This window comes from Alphaproteobacteria bacterium (assembly GCA_019635875.1).
In the GTDB taxonomy this organism is placed as follows: Bacteria; Pseudomonadota; Alphaproteobacteria; order Reyranellales; family Reyranellaceae; genus JAFAZJ01.
In genome coordinates, this window is the sequence record JAHBYP010000001.1 from 1,167,290 (window position 1) to 1,183,877 (window position 16,588).

At 66.7% G+C, this 16,588-nt stretch carries 12 protein-coding genes and 1 other RNA gene; 4 read left to right on the forward strand and 9 right to left on the reverse strand.

Annotated elements, in window-relative coordinates:
- Position 1: 1 nt before the first annotated feature.
- From KF889_05775 to KF889_05790, 4 genes are all read right to left on the reverse strand, one after another.
- A complete protein-coding gene (locus KF889_05775) occupies positions 2-1,360 on the reverse strand; it encodes a hypothetical protein (protein ID MBX3498935.1) in 1,359 nt (452 codons plus the stop codon).
- Complete coding sequence (locus KF889_05780) at positions 1,353-2,927, reverse strand: hypothetical protein (GenBank protein ID MBX3498936.1); 1,575 nt, start codon at positions 2,925-2,927, stop codon at positions 1,353-1,355. The genes KF889_05775 and KF889_05780 overlap by 8 nt, the downstream gene beginning before the upstream one ends.
- A 25-nt stretch (positions 2,928-2,952) precedes the next feature.
- On the reverse strand, positions 2,953-4,896 hold the full coding sequence (locus tag KF889_05785) for a DUF4338 domain-containing protein (GenBank protein ID MBX3498937.1): 1,944 nt from the start codon (positions 4,894-4,896) through the stop codon (positions 2,953-2,955).
- Between the two features lie 187 nt (positions 4,897-5,083).
- On the reverse strand, positions 5,084-6,700 hold the full coding sequence (locus tag KF889_05790) for a fumarate hydratase (protein ID MBX3498938.1): 1,617 nt from the start codon (positions 6,698-6,700) through the stop codon (positions 5,084-5,086).
- Positions 6,701-6,878: 178 nt separating this feature from the next.
- On the opposite strand from KF889_05790, the gene KF889_05795 reads away from it, so the two are divergent.
- Positions 6,879-7,319, forward strand: coding sequence for a hypothetical protein (locus KF889_05795; GenBank protein MBX3498939.1), 441 nt, complete (start codon positions 6,879-6,881; stop codon positions 7,317-7,319).
- A 109-nt stretch (positions 7,320-7,428) separates the two neighbouring features.
- On the opposite strand, the gene KF889_05800 is transcribed toward KF889_05795, so the two are convergent.
- The 3 genes from KF889_05800 to ssrA all read right to left on the reverse strand — a co-directional run bounded on the left by KF889_05800 (position 7,429) and on the right by ssrA (position 10,594).
- Positions 7,429-7,986, reverse strand: a complete 558-nt coding sequence (locus KF889_05800) for a hypothetical protein (GenBank protein ID MBX3498940.1) — start codon at positions 7,984-7,986, stop codon at positions 7,429-7,431.
- A gap of 62 nt (positions 7,987-8,048) precedes the next feature.
- Entirely contained in the window at positions 8,049-10,169 is a 2,121-nt protein-coding gene (locus tag KF889_05805) for a serine/threonine protein kinase (GenBank protein MBX3498941.1), read from the reverse strand.
- 125 nt (positions 10,170-10,294) lie between these two features.
- Positions 10,295-10,594, reverse strand: a transfer-messenger RNA (tmRNA) gene (gene ssrA, locus KF889_05810).
- Positions 10,595-10,669: 75 nt separating this feature from the next.
- On the opposite strand from ssrA, the gene KF889_05815 reads away from it, so the two are divergent.
- Positions 10,670-12,211, forward strand: coding sequence for a VWA domain-containing protein (locus KF889_05815; protein ID MBX3498942.1), 1,542 nt, complete (start codon positions 10,670-10,672; stop codon positions 12,209-12,211).
- Positions 12,212-12,288: 77 nt separating this feature from the next.
- Here KF889_05815 and KF889_05820 read toward each other — a convergent pair whose 3' ends face one another.
- A complete protein-coding gene (locus KF889_05820) occupies positions 12,289-12,579 on the reverse strand; it encodes a hypothetical protein (protein ID MBX3498943.1) in 291 nt (96 codons plus the stop codon).
- A gap of 406 nt (positions 12,580-12,985) precedes the next feature.
- On the opposite strand from KF889_05820, the gene KF889_05825 reads away from it, so the two are divergent.
- Positions 12,986-13,924 (forward strand): FAD-dependent thymidylate synthase, encoded by a 939-nt coding sequence (locus tag KF889_05825; protein MBX3498944.1) that lies wholly within the window; start codon positions 12,986-12,988, stop codon positions 13,922-13,924.
- Between the two features lie 156 nt (positions 13,925-14,080).
- On the opposite strand, the gene KF889_05830 is transcribed toward KF889_05825, so the two are convergent.
- Complete coding sequence (locus KF889_05830) at positions 14,081-15,757, reverse strand: hypothetical protein (GenBank protein MBX3498945.1); 1,677 nt, start codon at positions 15,755-15,757, stop codon at positions 14,081-14,083.
- A gap of 101 nt (positions 15,758-15,858) precedes the next feature.
- On the opposite strand from KF889_05830, the gene KF889_05835 reads away from it, so the two are divergent.
- Positions 15,859-16,485 carry an N-acetyltransferase gene (locus KF889_05835; GenBank protein MBX3498946.1) on the forward strand — a complete coding sequence of 209 codons (627 nt, stop codon included), beginning with the start codon at positions 15,859-15,861 and terminating at the stop codon, positions 16,483-16,485.
- Positions 16,486-16,588 lie beyond the last annotated feature (103 nt).

Consider the following 16,588-nt stretch of genomic DNA (forward strand, 5'->3'; position numbering starts at 1 on the left):
CTCAGATCAACTCTTCGGCGTTTATAGCAACGAGGGTAAGACCGTCCGACGGCTCGACGGCCAAGCCCAGGCGGATTAGCAGTGCTTCGAAGGCGGCGGCATTGGGGCGTAGATCGTCGTCCCGATCAAGGGGGCCGAAGCGATGCGAGCGCAGGAAATCGCCGTCATGCGCACGTGCGCCGACAACAAGCGACCATGTCGATTGCAGCTGATCGGCGAATTCCGGCAGAGTGAGAACCTGCTCCTTTTCGAGGAGACTGAGGGCAAGAACCCGCAGCGTATCCGCCTGCAATTCGATATGTTTGTGCTTAGCAGCGCCGGAACGCGGCTGGGCTATCCCGATGCGAACAGCCAGATCGCGGAAGTGTTCGTCGAGGACCTGGCGCGATTCGGCGGACGCAGCGAAGACGTTCCAATCTTTCTCGCTCACGCTTGAGTGGCCGGGTCCAGCGATGGCGCGGTCGTAGCTTACGGAGAAGAGGTCGAGAGCCCGAGTATAGCTCGTTCGGCTTTGCGCGCGAATGCGCAGATTGTCTCCCTGCAGCGAGTCGATCAGCAACACCGGCTGATCGCTCGACTGACGCAGCATGTAGGCGAACAACCAGCAGCACAGACCGAGTACGATATAGCGAAGCGCATAGTTGGAGCGCTGGCGCTCGAGGTTGGACGCAAGCCGACCCACCGCGATCGTGCAGTCGTGCATCATCGAACCGATTGCCGTGGCGCGCGCAGGCTCGATTGCACCGTATAGTTCGTCGTGTCGATCGGACCAGGCCTCCTCCTCGTCATCGAGCAGCGGGGAGCCCAAAGCGGCCAGCGGAGGCGCCGGCATGTCAAGAAGCCGGCGGATCATGTCTAGAGCCTGCCGGCCTTCAGGGGTTGCTTCAAAGATAGTGAGGACGAAGCTTCCAGAATGTCCGTGGTTCTTAGAGGAATCCGAAATGTATTTGATCGACGGAGCGCTGTAGTCTGCGCCGAACGTCGAATAGGGCGCAAACGACGCAGCCAGAGCAGAACCGTCATTATTGTAGGCCGCATTGAGATGGGATCGAAGCGTTCGGAAGCCGTCAAGCTCCACGGAAGCACTCATACGTTTGAGATCCACTAGCAGGGGGTGCAGTCGCTCGGACGGATACTCGTCGCGAACGCGCTGCGAATCCTTGGGCGCAACCTTCGGCACGGATGCTTTGTTTAGGTATTCTAGCCGTTGATAGCGTCGCGTTAGTGCCAGTAGAAAACTGGTCGCAAAATGAACCGGCTTCATCCGAAGTGGCTGGTAGCCAAGCAGGGCGCCATGAACGCGCCGTTCGGCCGCAGTGTTTTCGCGCCGTTCGGCGGCAGAAAAGGAAGGCTTAGGCATATCTCCGAACCCCCTCGTACCGACGCCCGTCGGTGCTCAGGTTTACTTGGATGAGCTCCAAACTCTCGAGATGCACTGACCAAATCACGTCGCGCTGACTGGTCGCATGAGCCCCCAGCTTCTCGAGAAAGGCATCTAGCCGATGGATATCACGCTCCGGCACCAGCTTGCGCGGCAGACCGCGTCCCAGGCGGCGAAGCGTTCGCCACAGCGGGAAGTCGATCCGTAACCGCGGCGTCTCGGCCATGTTGATTGCGGTCAGTGCGATATGATCGGCACTGTAGCTGAAACAGTCTTCCAAGCGTGATGGTAGGCGTGGGATCTCAAGGGCGAACTGCTCGCTTGGGACTCGCTCGGCGGCAACAAACGAGCGCGAGGGTTGCTCGTGGAATCGGTGCCCGCTCCAAACATAGAGATGTTGATCGCGGGAATCGAAGCGCACTGGGCAATAGGATGCGTTGATGGCATCAACGAGCGATGCAACAGCAGCACGATCCGGGCCGCGACTCAAGAGGGCCTGGAAATCCTTAGTGTCTGGATCGGCCAACTCGAAAAGTTCTTCACCTTGTTCATGCTCAAAGTAGAAGCGACGCTTCATCGCCGCAAAATCCTCCCATTCTAAGGTCGGATGGGGTGGCGGCACCGGCGCCCGCAACGCCCAGCCTTGGCGCACTTTGGGGGCCTTAGTTTCGATTGCGGCATCCCACAGCGGATGACTGGTCGCCGCAGGGTCGACTGATTGGAGTGCGGCGGTCAGGTCGAAGCGGTCATCTCGGGCGAAGAGCGATTCAGAATACCAGTCGAGACGCTGGAAGTCGCCGCGTTCCATCCGGCCAAAGATCATGCGAGATATCAGGATCCAAAGTTCCCGTACTGTGGCGCGATGACCGAGCGCGATCAGACGAGTTGTAAGAGCGCGAAGGCGCGTCCGTACCCTAGGGAGCGACAAAAGTTCGACATTGCGACGTGCGACTGGCTCGGTGGCGTCCGTGAGCGACGCTGTAAAGTCCGCGTCCGCCAGCAGCTTGTCGATCAACGCGTCGAAGAAGTTTGCGCTGAGCGGGTTGCGCAGGCTGAGATCGATCACGAGCACGTTGCCAGCGGCTTCTTCCTGTGATTTCGGTCCATAAGCGAGTCGATGACGGCATTGTCGCGATACTTCTGAGAGATGTGCAGCAGCAGGGTCCGCCATCCGCAGCTGGTAGAGAGGATACTCATTCGCGGCGATACAAAACGGACGAGCTTGCTCTATCGCTTTTTGCCATTCCGCCAGGATGGGTGCGGGATCGCCGCCTCGCATCAGCGCCGTTGCGTCCTCTACCACGATCGCTCCGGCCGCCTCCAGGGCGGTGCGGGCGCGGCGCAAGAGATGGGTCTTGCCGTCGCCAGCATTGCCAGTCAGGACGACGCTTCGACCGGCGCGAACCTGATCGGCCAAGAAGCGCTCGATCTTTCCATCGATATGCAGCCGCTCGAAATCGTCGTCGCTCAAAGCCTCCGCGATTGCTTTGGGGCCCGCCGCAGCCAGCGTCCGCCAAAGCTCGCTGCCGTTCTTGTCCCTGTCCATCGTCCTGCTTGACCTCCGCCGCCGCTCATTCAATCGATTCTCCCGTTTCTTGTCTCGTTAGATTGCCTAAGGGCACAAAGCCGTCCAGCGGTAAGGCGCGCATGGTTGGTTCGTGGTTGAGTCGGCTAGCGAGCCAGCGGCGACACCAGAAGTCGGCGATTCGCTTGGTAGCATCGACATACTGCTCCGGAAATTGAAGGTAGCCAGGGAGCAACGACGTGCGCTCGACGAGCCAATCACGAGCTTCCGCGAACAGCGGCACGGCGTAGATCAGACGGTGCTGGCGATGCTGTAGCAGCTTGTCAGGATCGTATCCAAGTTTCCGCAACCCCATCTTTAGCTTTCGGAGCTTCGGACTGGTGCCTTCACCAAAGACACTGTTCACTTCGCGAAAGTCGTTTTGCGCGGAAAGAAAAGCGTCGATCGAACGGCTGGTATCCTGGGAGAACTGGAGCGTTCCGAATCCCGAAGTTTGGCCTATTGGATGGAATGCGATCTCGACCTGATCGGAAGCGATTACCCCCTTCGGAAGACGCAGCCTGTTATATTGGCTTGAACCGTGCACGTAGAGGCTGGTCGTGCCGAGGTAAACTAGGGCATTGTCTCGCGTGACCGGCCGGTTTCGCATTTGAGACGAAATGATCGACGGGTTGCTGTAATTGCGCCGGTAGTCTGCGCCGATGCGCGGGCTCAGCATGAGCAGCGCGACGAGCTTGCCACCCAAGAGCCGACTGTAAGGCGGGATCGCGCCGCATGTAGTAATTTCCAGCAGATTTGCGCCCGCACGGCGACCCTTGAGCGCCTCGAGGATTATGTGGATGGCGCTGCGCACGGCTTCGATTTGAAGCACGGTGAGGGCGAGCGTGGGATCGGTTAGAGCCTCGCGATGGCGCGCGATCGTTATACGCGCCGACAAGAGCCGCGAAAGTGCCGTGGCGCGTTTCTTGGCGACTAGCTTCTTGCGAGCGCTGTGCATCCGGACATCTACGGATGCCTTAGGCTCGAGCTGTAGAATGTCGTCATCGACCGGTGGGGCATATTCGTCGGACCAATGGCCGGGATCAAAGGCATCGCGGTCAGCACCAATGACCTCTCGCAACAAAGCTTCTCGCCTCTGCGCGAAGTCCTTACCCTGGCGCGCCAAACGACGTATGAGTTCGTCATCGGGCGCTGCGACCTGCTCGGGCGTGACGAGATTGGTCCAGTCGATCTCTTCCAGCGATGTCGCGATCTGTTGCTCAAGCCATCGCACCTCGACATCCAGCGCTTCTGTGCCCTCGAACGACGCCTTGGTGAAGCGCTCAATGATGGTCTTCAAATGCCAGCCGATATAGGCTTCTCGCTTCTCGCCCATCTCGAGCGGACAATTGTTGAGCGCCGCGATGCCGATCACGGGGTGCGCGGGATGAGCTGCATCGCGGACGAGGTAGAGAAGCTGGCGGCCCGGCGTTGGCACTTGCGGGATTGACCAACTATAGCGGAAATACCGCCAGATCTCGCGGAGACGGCGCCCGGTGATCGCGTCGGCGGTGCCATCCGCCTCCTGAAGATAGGGCCGGATTGCAGTGGCCAAAGCCTCTCTGCCTTCGTCTCTTGCTTTCGACAGACGCTGGGCCAGCTCCCGCCCTTCCGCCATTAACAGCCGGACGCTTTTTCGTCCCAGTCGATCCTCACCCTCCATCTTCGCAATGAAATCGATGATTGCGGGGTGGCGACGTTGCTCCTCGACGACCGGTCGAAGCTCGTTGCGAAGGGAATCCTTGTTGGCGATCGTTTCTTGCGCGGAGCCTCCCGTTACCAGCTCCTTGGGATTTTCGAGCGCGAAGCCATAACCTTGTTCAATCACCCGCCAGCGCAGACGAGCAAGGTCGGTTAGCACCCTGACGCAAGCCTCATAGGCGAGCGCGGTCTTGCCGAGATTTGTTGCCGACCGGCACCAGGCGATCTCAGTTTCGAGGGCATCAATCATCTCGTCTCTTCGCCCATTACATTGGGCGTTGGAGAGCCTCATTGCAAAATCGTGGAATCGCTCGGCAGACTCGCCGTCGAGTGGTGGGTAAAGCGGAACGATCATTAGTGCGTCGGACGTTCGGCGAGTAGCCGCAGACAAGGCAAGCGGCTAGGAAGTTTGGCGGAAGGCGACACAGCGACCCTCACTACATCTTCAGCTCGCTGAAGAAGTCGTTGCCCTTGTCGTCGGTGACGATGAAGGCCGGGAAGTTCTCGACCTCGATGCGCCAGATCGCTTCCATGCCGAGCTCGGGATACTCCAGCACCTCGACCTTGCGGATGTTGTTCTTGGCCAGGATCGCGGCCGGGCCGCCGATCGAGCCGAGGTAGAAGCCCTTGTGCTTCCGGCAGGCGTCGACGACCTGCTGGCTGCGGTTGCCCTTGGCCAGCATCACCATCGAGCCGCCGGCGGCCTGGAACAGATCGACGTAGGAATCCATGCGGCCCGCGGTGGTTGGGCCGAAGGAGCCCGAGGCCATGCCCGTCGGCGTCTTGGCCGGACCGGCGTAGTAGACCGGGAAATCCTTGAAGTACTGCGGCAGGCCCTGGCCGGCGTCGAGCCGCTCCTTGAGCTTGGCATGCGCGGAGTCGCGCGCGACGATCAGCGTGCCGCTGAGGCTGACGCGCGTCTTCACGGGATGCTTCGTGAGCGTCGCGAGGGTGTGCGCCATGCCCTTGTTGAGATCGACCGGCACGACCTCGCCGGAGAGCTGCGTCGGCTCGACCTCGGGCAGATACTGCGCCGGGTTGGTCTCGAGCTGCTCGAGATAGACGCCGTCCCGGGTGATCTTGCCCATGGCCTGGCGGTCAGCGGAGCAGGAGACGCCGAGCCCGATCGGCACCGAAGCGCCGTGCCGCGCCAGCCGGATCACGCGCACGTCGTGGCAGAAATACTTGCCGCCGAACTGCGCGCCGATGCCCATCTTGCGCGTGAGATCGAGCACCTTCTGCTCCATCTCGCGGTCGCGGATGGCCACGCCGTGCTTGTTGCCCTCTCCCGGCAGGTTATCGAGGTAGCGCGTCGAGGCGAGCTTCACCGTCTTGAGGTTCAGCTCGGCCGAGGTGCCGCCGATGACGATGGCGAGGTGATAGGGCGGGCAGGCCGCGGTGCCGAGCGTGCGGATCTGGGTGTCGAGGAACTTCAGCAGCGAGGCCTCGTTCAGCACCGCCGGCGTCTGCTGGTAGAGGTAGCTCTTGTTGGCCGAGCCGCCGCCCTTGGCGATGAACAGGAATTTGTAGGCGTCGCCCTCGGTGGCGTAGATCTCGATCTGCGCCGGCAGGTTGGTGCCGGTCTGCGCCTCCTTGAACATCGAAAGCGGCGCGACCTGCGAGTAGCGCAAATTGGTCTCGGTGTAGGTCTTGAACACGCCCCTGGCGATCGCCGCCTCGTCGCCGCCGCCGGTCCAGACCCGCTGGCCCTTCTTGCCCATGACGATGGCGGTGCCGGTGTCCTGGCACATCGGCAGCACGCCGCCGGCCGAGATGTTGGCGTTCTTCAGGAGCTCCAGCGCCACGTACTTGTCGTTGGCCGTCGCCTCGGCATCGTCGAGGATCGAGGCGAGCTGCTTGAGATGGCCGGGCCGCAGCAGGTGCGAGATGTCGTGGAAGGCGGCGGCGGTCAGCGTCGTGATCGCTTCGGGATCGACGGTGAGCACCTCGGCGCCGTTGAGCGTCGTGGTGCCGACGAAATCCGACGTCAGCTTGCGGTACGGCGTGGCATCGTCGCCGAGCGGAAACATGTCCTGATAAACGAAATCGACCATCGCGCCCTCCGGGGTGGGCGTTGCCTACACGTGCCGGCCCGTCCAGGCAATGGCCGCGCGCCAGCCACGCCGCCCGATCACGATGGCGAGGAACGGGCGTCCTCTTCCCGGCCTGTTGTCGTGGTAGAGTGCTCGCCCGGTGGGCGCATGCCGACCGACCTCCAGTGGAGACGCGATCATGTCCGATCTGACGCCAGAGAATGTCCTGGTGATGCTGTCGCGGATCGGACTGAGCCAGAGCGAGGTGGCGCGCGTGGTCGGCGCGCAGGAGCGCACGGTGCGCCGCTGGCTGGGCGGCGAGCCCGGGCCCGATGGCGATGCCTTCCTGCCCTCGCCGCAGCACTGGCTGCGCCTGTTCAACCTGTGCAAGGCGCAGGATCGCGCCGCCGAGCAGGCGATGCGCCTGATCCGCCGGCTGCGGACCAACGCCGAGGAAACCGGCCGGCCGCTCGACCCGGTCAGCGTGCGGCTGGCACGCGACGATTCGGACGCGCGACGCGCCGGCATGCCGTTCCTGTCGGCCCATGTCGCCGTGGTGCGCCGGATCGTCGAGCGCTGCGAGGCGGAGCGGATTCCCTACGAGGTCGTCGCCATGGCGCCGTCGCCGCGGCGCGGTTAGCGCATCGAGCGGTTGGTCGGACGCATCTGTCATCCCGAGCGCAGCGAGGGATCCAGGGAAGCTGCCTGGATTCCTCGCTGCGCTCGGAATGACAGTGGAGGTGAAAAGGTTACTTCTTGCGGAAGGCGTCGAGGGCCACGACCTTGGCGTCGCCGTCCGTGGCCGGCTTGTCGTCCTTCATGTCCTCCGGCGTGACATGCATCGAGGCACTGTCGGCCGTCGCGGCGGTGCCGTCGGCCGGCGGCTGGTCAGTGCCGGGCGGGCCCGCCAGCGCCGGCAGCTTTTCCGGCGCCGGCAGCTGGCCGGCAGGCTGGTCGCGCTTCTCGAACTGCAGGCCGAATCGCACCGAGGGATCGACGAAGGCGAGCATGGCGGCGAACGGCACCTTCAGCCGCTCGTTGCGCTTGTTGAAGCTCACCGTGACCTCGAACGACTCCTCGCCGACCTCGAGACCCCAGTACTGGTGCTGCAGCACGATGGTCATGTCGTCGGGATACTTCTCGCGCAGATAGTCGGGCATCTCCACGCCCGGCGCCGTGGTGCGGAAGCTGATGTAGAAATGATGCGCGCCGGGCAGGCCGTCGGCCGCGATCATGCTCAGCACCCGGCGAACCACGGAGCGCAGCGCATCGTCGACCAGCGCGTCGTATTGCAGCTTGTCTGCCATTCTTTCGTCGGACCTCTAGGCTGAGACTTGGCCGCGCGCCGCGCCCATGTCAACCCGCGGCGTCACTGCTTGGTCCAGGTGATCCGGTAGATGCAACCATCGAGAAATTCCACCAGCGTGCTGCGCATGTTTCCCCCGTACGAGCGCACCGGCCGGCCGTCATAGGCGATGGTTACGGCCCTCAGCCCATCCTCGCCGATGCGGATCACCATCGGGCCGCCATAGGTCGTGCTCGCCTGCAGGACGCCGTTGGTCGCCGTGCCGGTGATGGTGAAGGAGCCCGTGCAGACGCGGCCGCGCGCATGGGTCTGCACGGAGGCGGTCGCCGACCAGCGCCCGTCGCCGGCATGCAGCGATGGCGGCGGCTTGCGCGCCGCCTCCTCGCGGCGACGGCGTTCGGCCTCGGCGGCGGCACGCCGACGCGCTTCCTCGGCCGCCGCCCGCGCCCGCGCTTCCTCCTCGGCTCTGCGCCTGGCTTCCTCCTGCGCGCGGCGTTGCGGATCGTCGGCCGCCGCCTTGCGTCGCGCCTCCTCCTCGGCCGCACGACGGCGTGCTTCCTCGGCGGCTGCACGGCGTGCCTCCTCGTCGGCGCGACGACGTGCCTCCTCGTCGGCGCGGCGACGTGCTTCCTCGTCGGCGCGGCGTCGCGCTTCCTCGTCGGCGCGGCGGCGTGCTTCCTCGTCGGCGCGGCGGCGTGCTTCCTCGTCGGCGCGGCGACGTGCTTCCTCGTCGGCGCGGCGGCGTGCTTCCTCGTCGGCACGGCGGCGAGCTTCCTCGTCGGCGCGACGGCGCGCTTCCTCCTCCGCGGCGCGGGCCCGCGCGGCCTCCTCGTCGGCGGCGCGCTGGCGGGCAGCCGCTTCCTCGATGCGGCGACGCTCGGCCTCGTCGGCGGCGGCCTTGGCGCGCGCGGCTTCGGCGGCGAGGTCGGCCTGACGGCGCTCCTCGGCGGCGCGTCGCTCGGCCTCGAGGCGGCGTTGTTCAGAGCCGTCGAACAGGCCGAGCCCGCCGGCGAACAGCAATCCGCCGCCGATGCCCAGCAGCAGGACCGCGAGCGTGCCGACGATCAGCGGCCAGCGCGCGGGTCTGGCCGGCGGATCGGCACGCGGCGAAAGGCGGCTGGGCGACTGCTCGCGCAGCGACGGCTGGCGGACCGACGGCTCGCGCATCGAAGGCTGGCGTTGCGATGGCAGCGGCGCGGCCGGCTGTGCGGGAGGCGCCATCGCCATCGCCTCCGACCTGCTCGAGCGCTGGCCGGCGATCACTGTCGGGAACTCGGCGCGGGTCGCCGAGAGGGTCGCGTCGGCCGGCATCGGCTCGTCGAACAGGATGGCCCGCCAGGCCGCCACCGATGGCGGACGGTTCTCCTTGCGCAGACCCAGCCCGGCATCGATGCCGGCAAGGAAGGAGTGGGGATACTTGCCCGCGGCCGCCTGCGCCGCCGGCACCATGCGGTCGTTGAGCAGGCGGGTCGTGGCGTCGGGCGGCGGCCAGCCTGTGATCGCCTCGTAGAGCGTCGCGGCCAGCGCGTAGATGTCGGTCCACGGACCCTGCTCGCCATCGGCGGCGTACTGCTCGGCGGGCGCGTAGCCCGGCGTGTAGACGCTGGTCATGGCATGCGTGCCGCTGCGCCTGGAGATGCGCGCGGCACCGAAATCGACCAGCACCGGCTGGCCGTTCGGCCGGATCAGGATATTGCCCGGCTTGATGTCGCGGTGCAGATAGCCGCGCGCATGCACGGCCTCCAGCCCGCTCAACAATTGCCGCGTGATCGGCATCAGGCGGTCGGCGGCCATGGGGCCGTCGCGATCGAGGATCAGCGCCAGGCTGCGCCCCTCGATCAGCTCCATGACCATGTAGCCGGTGCCGTTGGTTTCCATGAAATCGTGCACGGCCACGATGTTGGGCGCGCTCATCGCCGCCAGCGTGCGCGCCTCGTCGACGAAGCGCTGCAGGCCCCACTGGTAGAGCCGCGTGTCGGACTCGGTGCGCGGGCGGATCGTGGTGTCCTGCTCGCGCACAGCGACGTCGGCCGGCAGGTACTCCTTGATGGCGACGTCGCGGCGCAGGGCTTCGTCGCGCGCCCGGTAGGTGATCCCGAAGCCGCCTTCGCCCAGAACCGCGCTCAAGGTGTAGCGACCGACACGGTAGCCCGTCGGCAGCGCCACCAGTCGACCGCCCTCCATCCGGCCTGCCTCCGTCCCGGCACCTCAGTCCAGAAACCTGAGCATACGCTCACAACGCCGGACAGGAAACATCACGACTGCGCCAGCGGTAAGGCGAGTCAGAGGCGAAGCGGTGGATGAAATCAAGTGGAGGGGCTTCTGTTGCCCGGTGCCCCTCCGAACCGCGCTTACGTCCGCTGTTTAGGCGGCAGCAGCGAGTGCAACGTCGTTATCGTTGGCACTTCTGGTTTGGCCCGGTAACGGCGGTACCATGCCGAGCGAAAACTACGCCTTTACTGCGTCCGTCGATCCTGTTTCGCCCCCTCATGGTGGAGGCGCCGGGTACTGCCCCCGGGTCCGAGCCGCCTATGTCACGCAGCGTTTATCGCCATAGCCGGTTGCCCGGCAGGACCAATATAGGCGAGCGGGCGGGCGAAATGAAGGCCGCTGCGCTTTGAAGGTCCGGCATCCACAGGCAATATCGTCGGTAGGCACCGCGGAGCCGTGGGGCGGCCGGGGACATGGACCAGCAAGAAGGAGACCAGCGGGAGAGGCTGCTCACCACCACCAGCGCGGCGATCCTGCCGCTGGGCGTCGACGGCCATCCGCTGCACGGCCGCCAGGACCAGATCCGCGCCGTGGTCGAGCGCCGCCTGGGCCGGCGTCACGCCCTGCTGCTGGCCGAGGCCGAGCACCGGCCCGACAGCGACATCACCGACTGGTATTCGCCGGCCGCGGGCGCGGCCATCGGCGCGGCGGCGATGGACGAGGAAGGGCGCAACGCCCTGCGTGGCGAGATCGACGCCCTGCTGGCGGACATCGACCGGCTGGGTGGCGAGCTCGAGCGCGCCAAAGGCGCCGCCGCGCAGGCCGCCGGCCGCCATCTGAGGCTGGCGGCGCGACGGTCGCCCGACGATGCCTTCCTCTACCGCGTCGGCGAGCAGCCGGTGCTGGTCGCCTGGGGTCATGACGACACGCGGCCGGCGGTGAAGGTCGCGCCGCCGGTGGCCGCGGCAACGCCGGCCGCTGCCGTGCCGGCCGTCGCCGCAGCGGAGCCTCCGCCGCCACCGCCACCAGCGCCGACGCCGTTGCGGGAAACTGAAGAGAAAAAGCGCGGCGTCTTCCCCTGGCGGCTGATCGCTGCCGGACTGGCCGCGTTCCTCGCCGGCCTCGGCACTGCCTGGATCCTGGCGCGCTTCATGCCGCCATCCATCGTGCAGGTCGCCGACGATCAGCGGCGCGTGGTGCCGGTAACCGTCGTGCTGCAGCGGGAGATCGACCGGCTGCGCGAGGAGGGCGAGCAGCTGCGCGCGACCCTGGCATCCCTGCGCCAGGAGTTCGCGCGCAAGCACGCGCTCTGCCCGCCGCCCGGGCTCAAGCCGCAGGAGGAGCGCGTGGTGTGCACCCGCCCGCCGCGGCGGGCGCGCATGGTGGTGATCTTCGACACCTCCAACAGCATGGGCCTGCCGACCGACAGCCCCGAGGACATCGCCGATCTCGAGCGCCGCTGGGGCGCGGGCGATGCCGAGGCGCAGCGGCGCGGCATGGAGCTGGTGCGCGGCCCCGGGCACAAGCGCATCGACGACGCGCGCGCCGCCGCGCTCGGCCTGGTCGAGGCCATGCCGCCCAACATCGATGTCGGGCTGATCACCTTCCTCACGCGCTGCGAGGTCGGCGTCGACGTGCGCCCCGGCGAGCCGCGCGCCGACGTCGCCGAGGAGCTGCGCCGCGTGCAGCCGCGCGCCAGCACGCCGCTGGCCGCCGCGCTGCGGCTCGCCGCCTCGCAGCTCTCGACCGACCCGGCGATCGCCGCGGCGCAATCGATCGTGGTGATCACCGACGGCCACGAGGGCTGCGGCGGCGATCCCTGCGCCGCGGCGGCCGACCTGAAGGCGGCCTTCCCCTCGGTCAAGGTGCACGTCATCGACGTCGTCGGCATCTCGCGCCTGCAATGCGTCGCCGACATCACCGGCGGCTCGACCGTCGGCGCTCGCGACACCGGGCAGCTCAAGGCCGCGATGCGCCGCACCCAGGCGGCGATCGAGCAGGACGCCTGTCGTTAGGCTGTCATCCCGAGCGCAGCGAGGGATCCCGGCCAGCCGTAGATCCCTTGCTCGCTGCGCTCGGGATGACAAGTGCCTTAGTCGAACCTGCGTTGCGGCATCGGCGGCGCCGGATAGCGGCCCATCATGAGGTTCCAATACGTCCACGAGCGCCCGTCAAAGACGCCGGGCGGCGCGTGGTCGAGCGCTTCGCGCAAACCGTCGTCATCGACATGCTTGCGCAGCATCTTTACGTCGGCAGGGGTTCCATAAGTCAGAGCGTAGGCGATGAAATGTGCCGGATTGTTCAACGTCGCGGCCGGCTCTTTGAACCAGACGGTATTTCGAGCAACGTCTAACAGGTCAGGAAAGGGAGGGAGTGCTTTCATCGCGGAGTATCTGCGGCATTGAGGATCGGCGATAGACCCGGCAGCAGCCACGGCCGTTACGAGTCGTAGCCGTACATCGGCCGGCAATGTCGGCAGGTCGCCGTCTTCAAAGAAGCAAAGCGCCTTGAGCGGGATGAATGGATTGAAATGGGGCGCGTGGATGATTTCTGCGGCAGCCAGTGCCGTTGGCAGATCGATCCCCGCCATGATGAACGAATCGATTTCCACATAGTCCCTGGCTTCTGCTCGGGACGCCGTCATCCACAACAGCCGCGCAGCACGTTCGATCGCAGGAGTGATCCATACGGTCGGAAGATCAGCACTGGGTTGGGAGATTGTTGTCGATTTCCCCGTTTCGGTCCGCCGGGCAACGGCGATAGATTGGCGGTCAACCAAGGAAACCGCCATGCCCCTCTCGACCGACCAGAAAGCCGAAATCGACCAGCTGCGCGCCGACGCGACGCCGACGCGGCGTGCCGTGGCGCCGGCGCTGGAGGAGATCCTCTATCAGGCGTTGCCGGTGCTCGACCACGGCTTCGTGCGCGTCGTCGACTACATGGGCGACGACGCCGCGGTGGTGCAGGCGGCGCGCGTGTCGTACGGGCGCGGCACCAAGAAGGTCAGCGAGGACAAGGGGCTGATCAACTACCTCATGCGCCATCGCCACACGACGCCGTTCGAGATGTGCGAGATCAAGTACCACGTCAAGCTGCCGATCTTCGTGGCGCGCCAGTGGATCCGCCACCGCACCGCCAACGTCAACGAGTACTCGGCGCGCTACTCGATCCTCGACCGCGAGTTCTACATCCCCAGGCCCGAGCACCTCGCGGCGCAGAGCAAGGTCAACCGCCAGGGCCGCGACGCGGTGCTGGCCGGCAGGGAGGCCGAGCGCGTCTTCGAGATGCTGCGCAAGGATTCCGAGCTGGTCTACGAGCACTACATGGAGATGCTCAACGAGGGCGAGGACGGCGCAATGCTCGATCCCGAGCGCTCCGGCCTGGCGCGCGAGCTGGCGCGCATGAACCTGTCGCTGAACTTCTATACCCAATGGTACTGGAAGACCGACCTGCACAACCTCATGGGCTTCCTCTCGCTGCGCGCCGACGCGCATGCGCAGTACGAGATCCGCGCCTACGCCGACGTGATGATCGACACGCTCAGGCGCTGGACGCCCTTCTGCCACGAGGCGTTCATGGAATACCGCATGGGCGGCGCGCATCTCTCGGAGAAGGGCCTGACGGCGGTCAGGCGCATGCTGGCCGGCGAAAGCGTCGATGCGAAGTCGAGCGGCCTGTCGGCGCGCGAATGGCGCGAGCTGATGCAGTCGCTGGGCCGCCAGGGGTGAGCTGTCATTTGCCTCCCTCTCCCCGCTTGCGGGGAGAGGGTCGGGGTGAGGGGTCGATTCAGGTTGCGCACGATGATGGTGCGCAACTCGATGCAGCCCCTCACCCCAACCCTCTCCCCGCTTGCGGGGAGAGGGCGCAAGACGTGATTAAGCGAATCAGCGCCCGTCCTCGAACTCCAGCGTGACGCGATTGGGATGGGCGGCGGCGAAGCGGCGCAGATCCGCCGCGATGCGCCGGGCGTCGGCGGGGTCGGTGACGTAGATCGAGAAGGCGGCGTCGGGCGAGGCGACCGGCCGGCCGGTGGCGATCCGGGTGAAGGGCGGCGGGCCGCCGACCCATTGCGCGTAGTAGTCGTCGAACAGGATCGCCAGCTTCACCTCGCGTCGCCTCGCCAGCGCGCGCACCGCCTCGTTGTCGAGGCGGCGGGCCAGCACCAGCGCGGCCGCTTCCCGGTCGCCCAGCGCCAGGATGTCGGTCAGCTCCGGCGCGGCGCGCCACATCAGGGCGCCGATGTTCATCGCCATGACGGCGCTGCCGGACTGCGTCTCCTCGATGAAGTCGGCGGGCCAGAAATCGCGCTGCCAGACCGTGGCGGCGGCGGGCCCGGGATCGCGGTGCATGACCACGCCGCGATGGACCAGCAGGCCGCCGGCCAGCGCGGCGGCGGCCAGGGCGAGGATCGTGCCGCGCCTGGAGAAGGGGCGCGCCGGCGGCTCGAGATGGGCCAGCGCCACCGGCAGGTAGACGCAGAACAGCGCCAGCAGGTATGCCTCGTAGCGGCCGCCCCAGCCGAAATGGCCGAAGGTGGCGTGGATCCAGGCGCCGGCGAGCGACAGCGCCAGCGCGATCCACCAGGCGCGCCTGGCGTTCTCGCGATCGCGCGCCAGCGCCCACACCAGCACGACGGCGGCGACCGCCATCAGCGCCGCGAGCAGCGGCACATAGGCGACCAGCCGCTTCAGCGGATACCACAGCAGGTACTTGGCGAAGGCCCAGGCCGAGCCCTGCGCCAGCAGATCGCCGAGGCCCGATTTCACCAGGATCGGCGTCGGCAGCATCCACCAGCCCTCGGACATCGCCAGGGCGCCGAAGACGTAGGGGCCGACCGCCGTGGCCAGCAGCGCGGCGAGCGCGAACAGCCATTGCCGCGTCGCCAGGCCGCCCAGCACGGCGAGCCCGCCCAGCCACAGGCTCTCGTAGCGCAGCAGCGGCAGGGCGAGGAGCGTGAGATAGAGCGCGATGCCGCTGGCCAGCTCGTCGGCGTCCGACAGGCGGCGCGCCACGGCGTCGACGCCGATCAGCATCAGCGCGGCATGGGCGACGTGCTCCATCGCGCCCAGCACCAGGGCGATCGGCGCCGTCGCCAGCATGAGGGCCACCGCGCCGGCGATCGCCCAGGACACGCGCCAGCGGCCGCCGACGGTCTGCCAGCGCGTGCCGCGCTGGGCGTTGGCCAGGCTCACCGCGCTGTCGGCCGGCCGCGACAGCTGCTCGGCGGCGATCAGCAGCAGGCCGATGGCGGCGAGGATATTGAGCACGAAGGCCACGCTCTCGCCGACGCCGAACAGGCTGTAGGTCATCGACAGCGCCAGCACCCACAGCGGTGAGGACGACGCGGAGGTGAAGGCGCCCGGGGTGAGGCCGTAGACACTGTGCTCGGCCAGGCTGCGGGCGATCGCCATGTGGATATAGGCGTCGTCGAGCCACGAGATCAGCCGGCCGTCGCAGGCCTCGACCACCGCGACGATGGCCATGGCCATGCCGGCCGCGAACGCCAGCAGGAGCGCGATCGACAGCAGGAGCTGGGTGGGGCGTGTCAGGCTCGCGAGCATCGGCGGATCACCATAGCGATGCGTCCCGCGCGCTGCCATAAACCCGCGCAAGAGGAAGAGCCGCGCGGAGACGCCCGATGATCGACACGCCGCACAAGCCCATGCGCATCCTGCCGGAGCGCAAGCGTCACGCCGCCGCCATCGAGGCGCTGGTCGCCGCGTCCTTCGGTCCCGACCGCATGCAGAAGACCGTCTACAAGCTGCGCGAGAACGTCAAACCGATCCGGCAGCTGTGCACGGTGGCGATCGACGATAAGGGCAAGCTGGTGGCCAGCCTCCGGTTCTGGCCGATCCTGATCAACGGGCAGTGGCCGGCGGTGCTGCTGGGGCCGCTCGCCGTGTCGCCCGAGCTGCGTGGCCTGGGCTTCGGCAAGGCGCTGATGTGGCATGCCCTGGCGCGCTGCCGCGAGCTCGGCATCGCGCGCATCATCCTGGTCGGCGATCCCGAGTACTACAACCCGTTCGGCTTCCGCCGCGAGCTGGCGCTGCACCTGCAGCTGCCGGGCTGGGTCGAGGAGCGCCGCTTCCTGGCGCTGGAGACCATCGCCGGCTCGATGATCGGCGTGCACGGCATGATCGGCAAGGCCGAGCCGCCGCCGAAGAAGAAGCCCGAGCCCAGGAAAGCTCCAGCGAGGAAGCGCGACCGCATGCGCGACCAGGCGCGCAAGGCTCAAGCCAAGCGCCGCCTGGAGCGCCGACGCAAGGCGGCGAAGCGCAAGCGCGGCTGAGCGCAAGCGCGGCTTGAGCATCGGGCGCGTCGACGAATGACGCGTGCGCGCCGGCGCTGCGCTTGGCTTGAGCGCGGCCTGACGATGTCGCCCACGCGTCGGC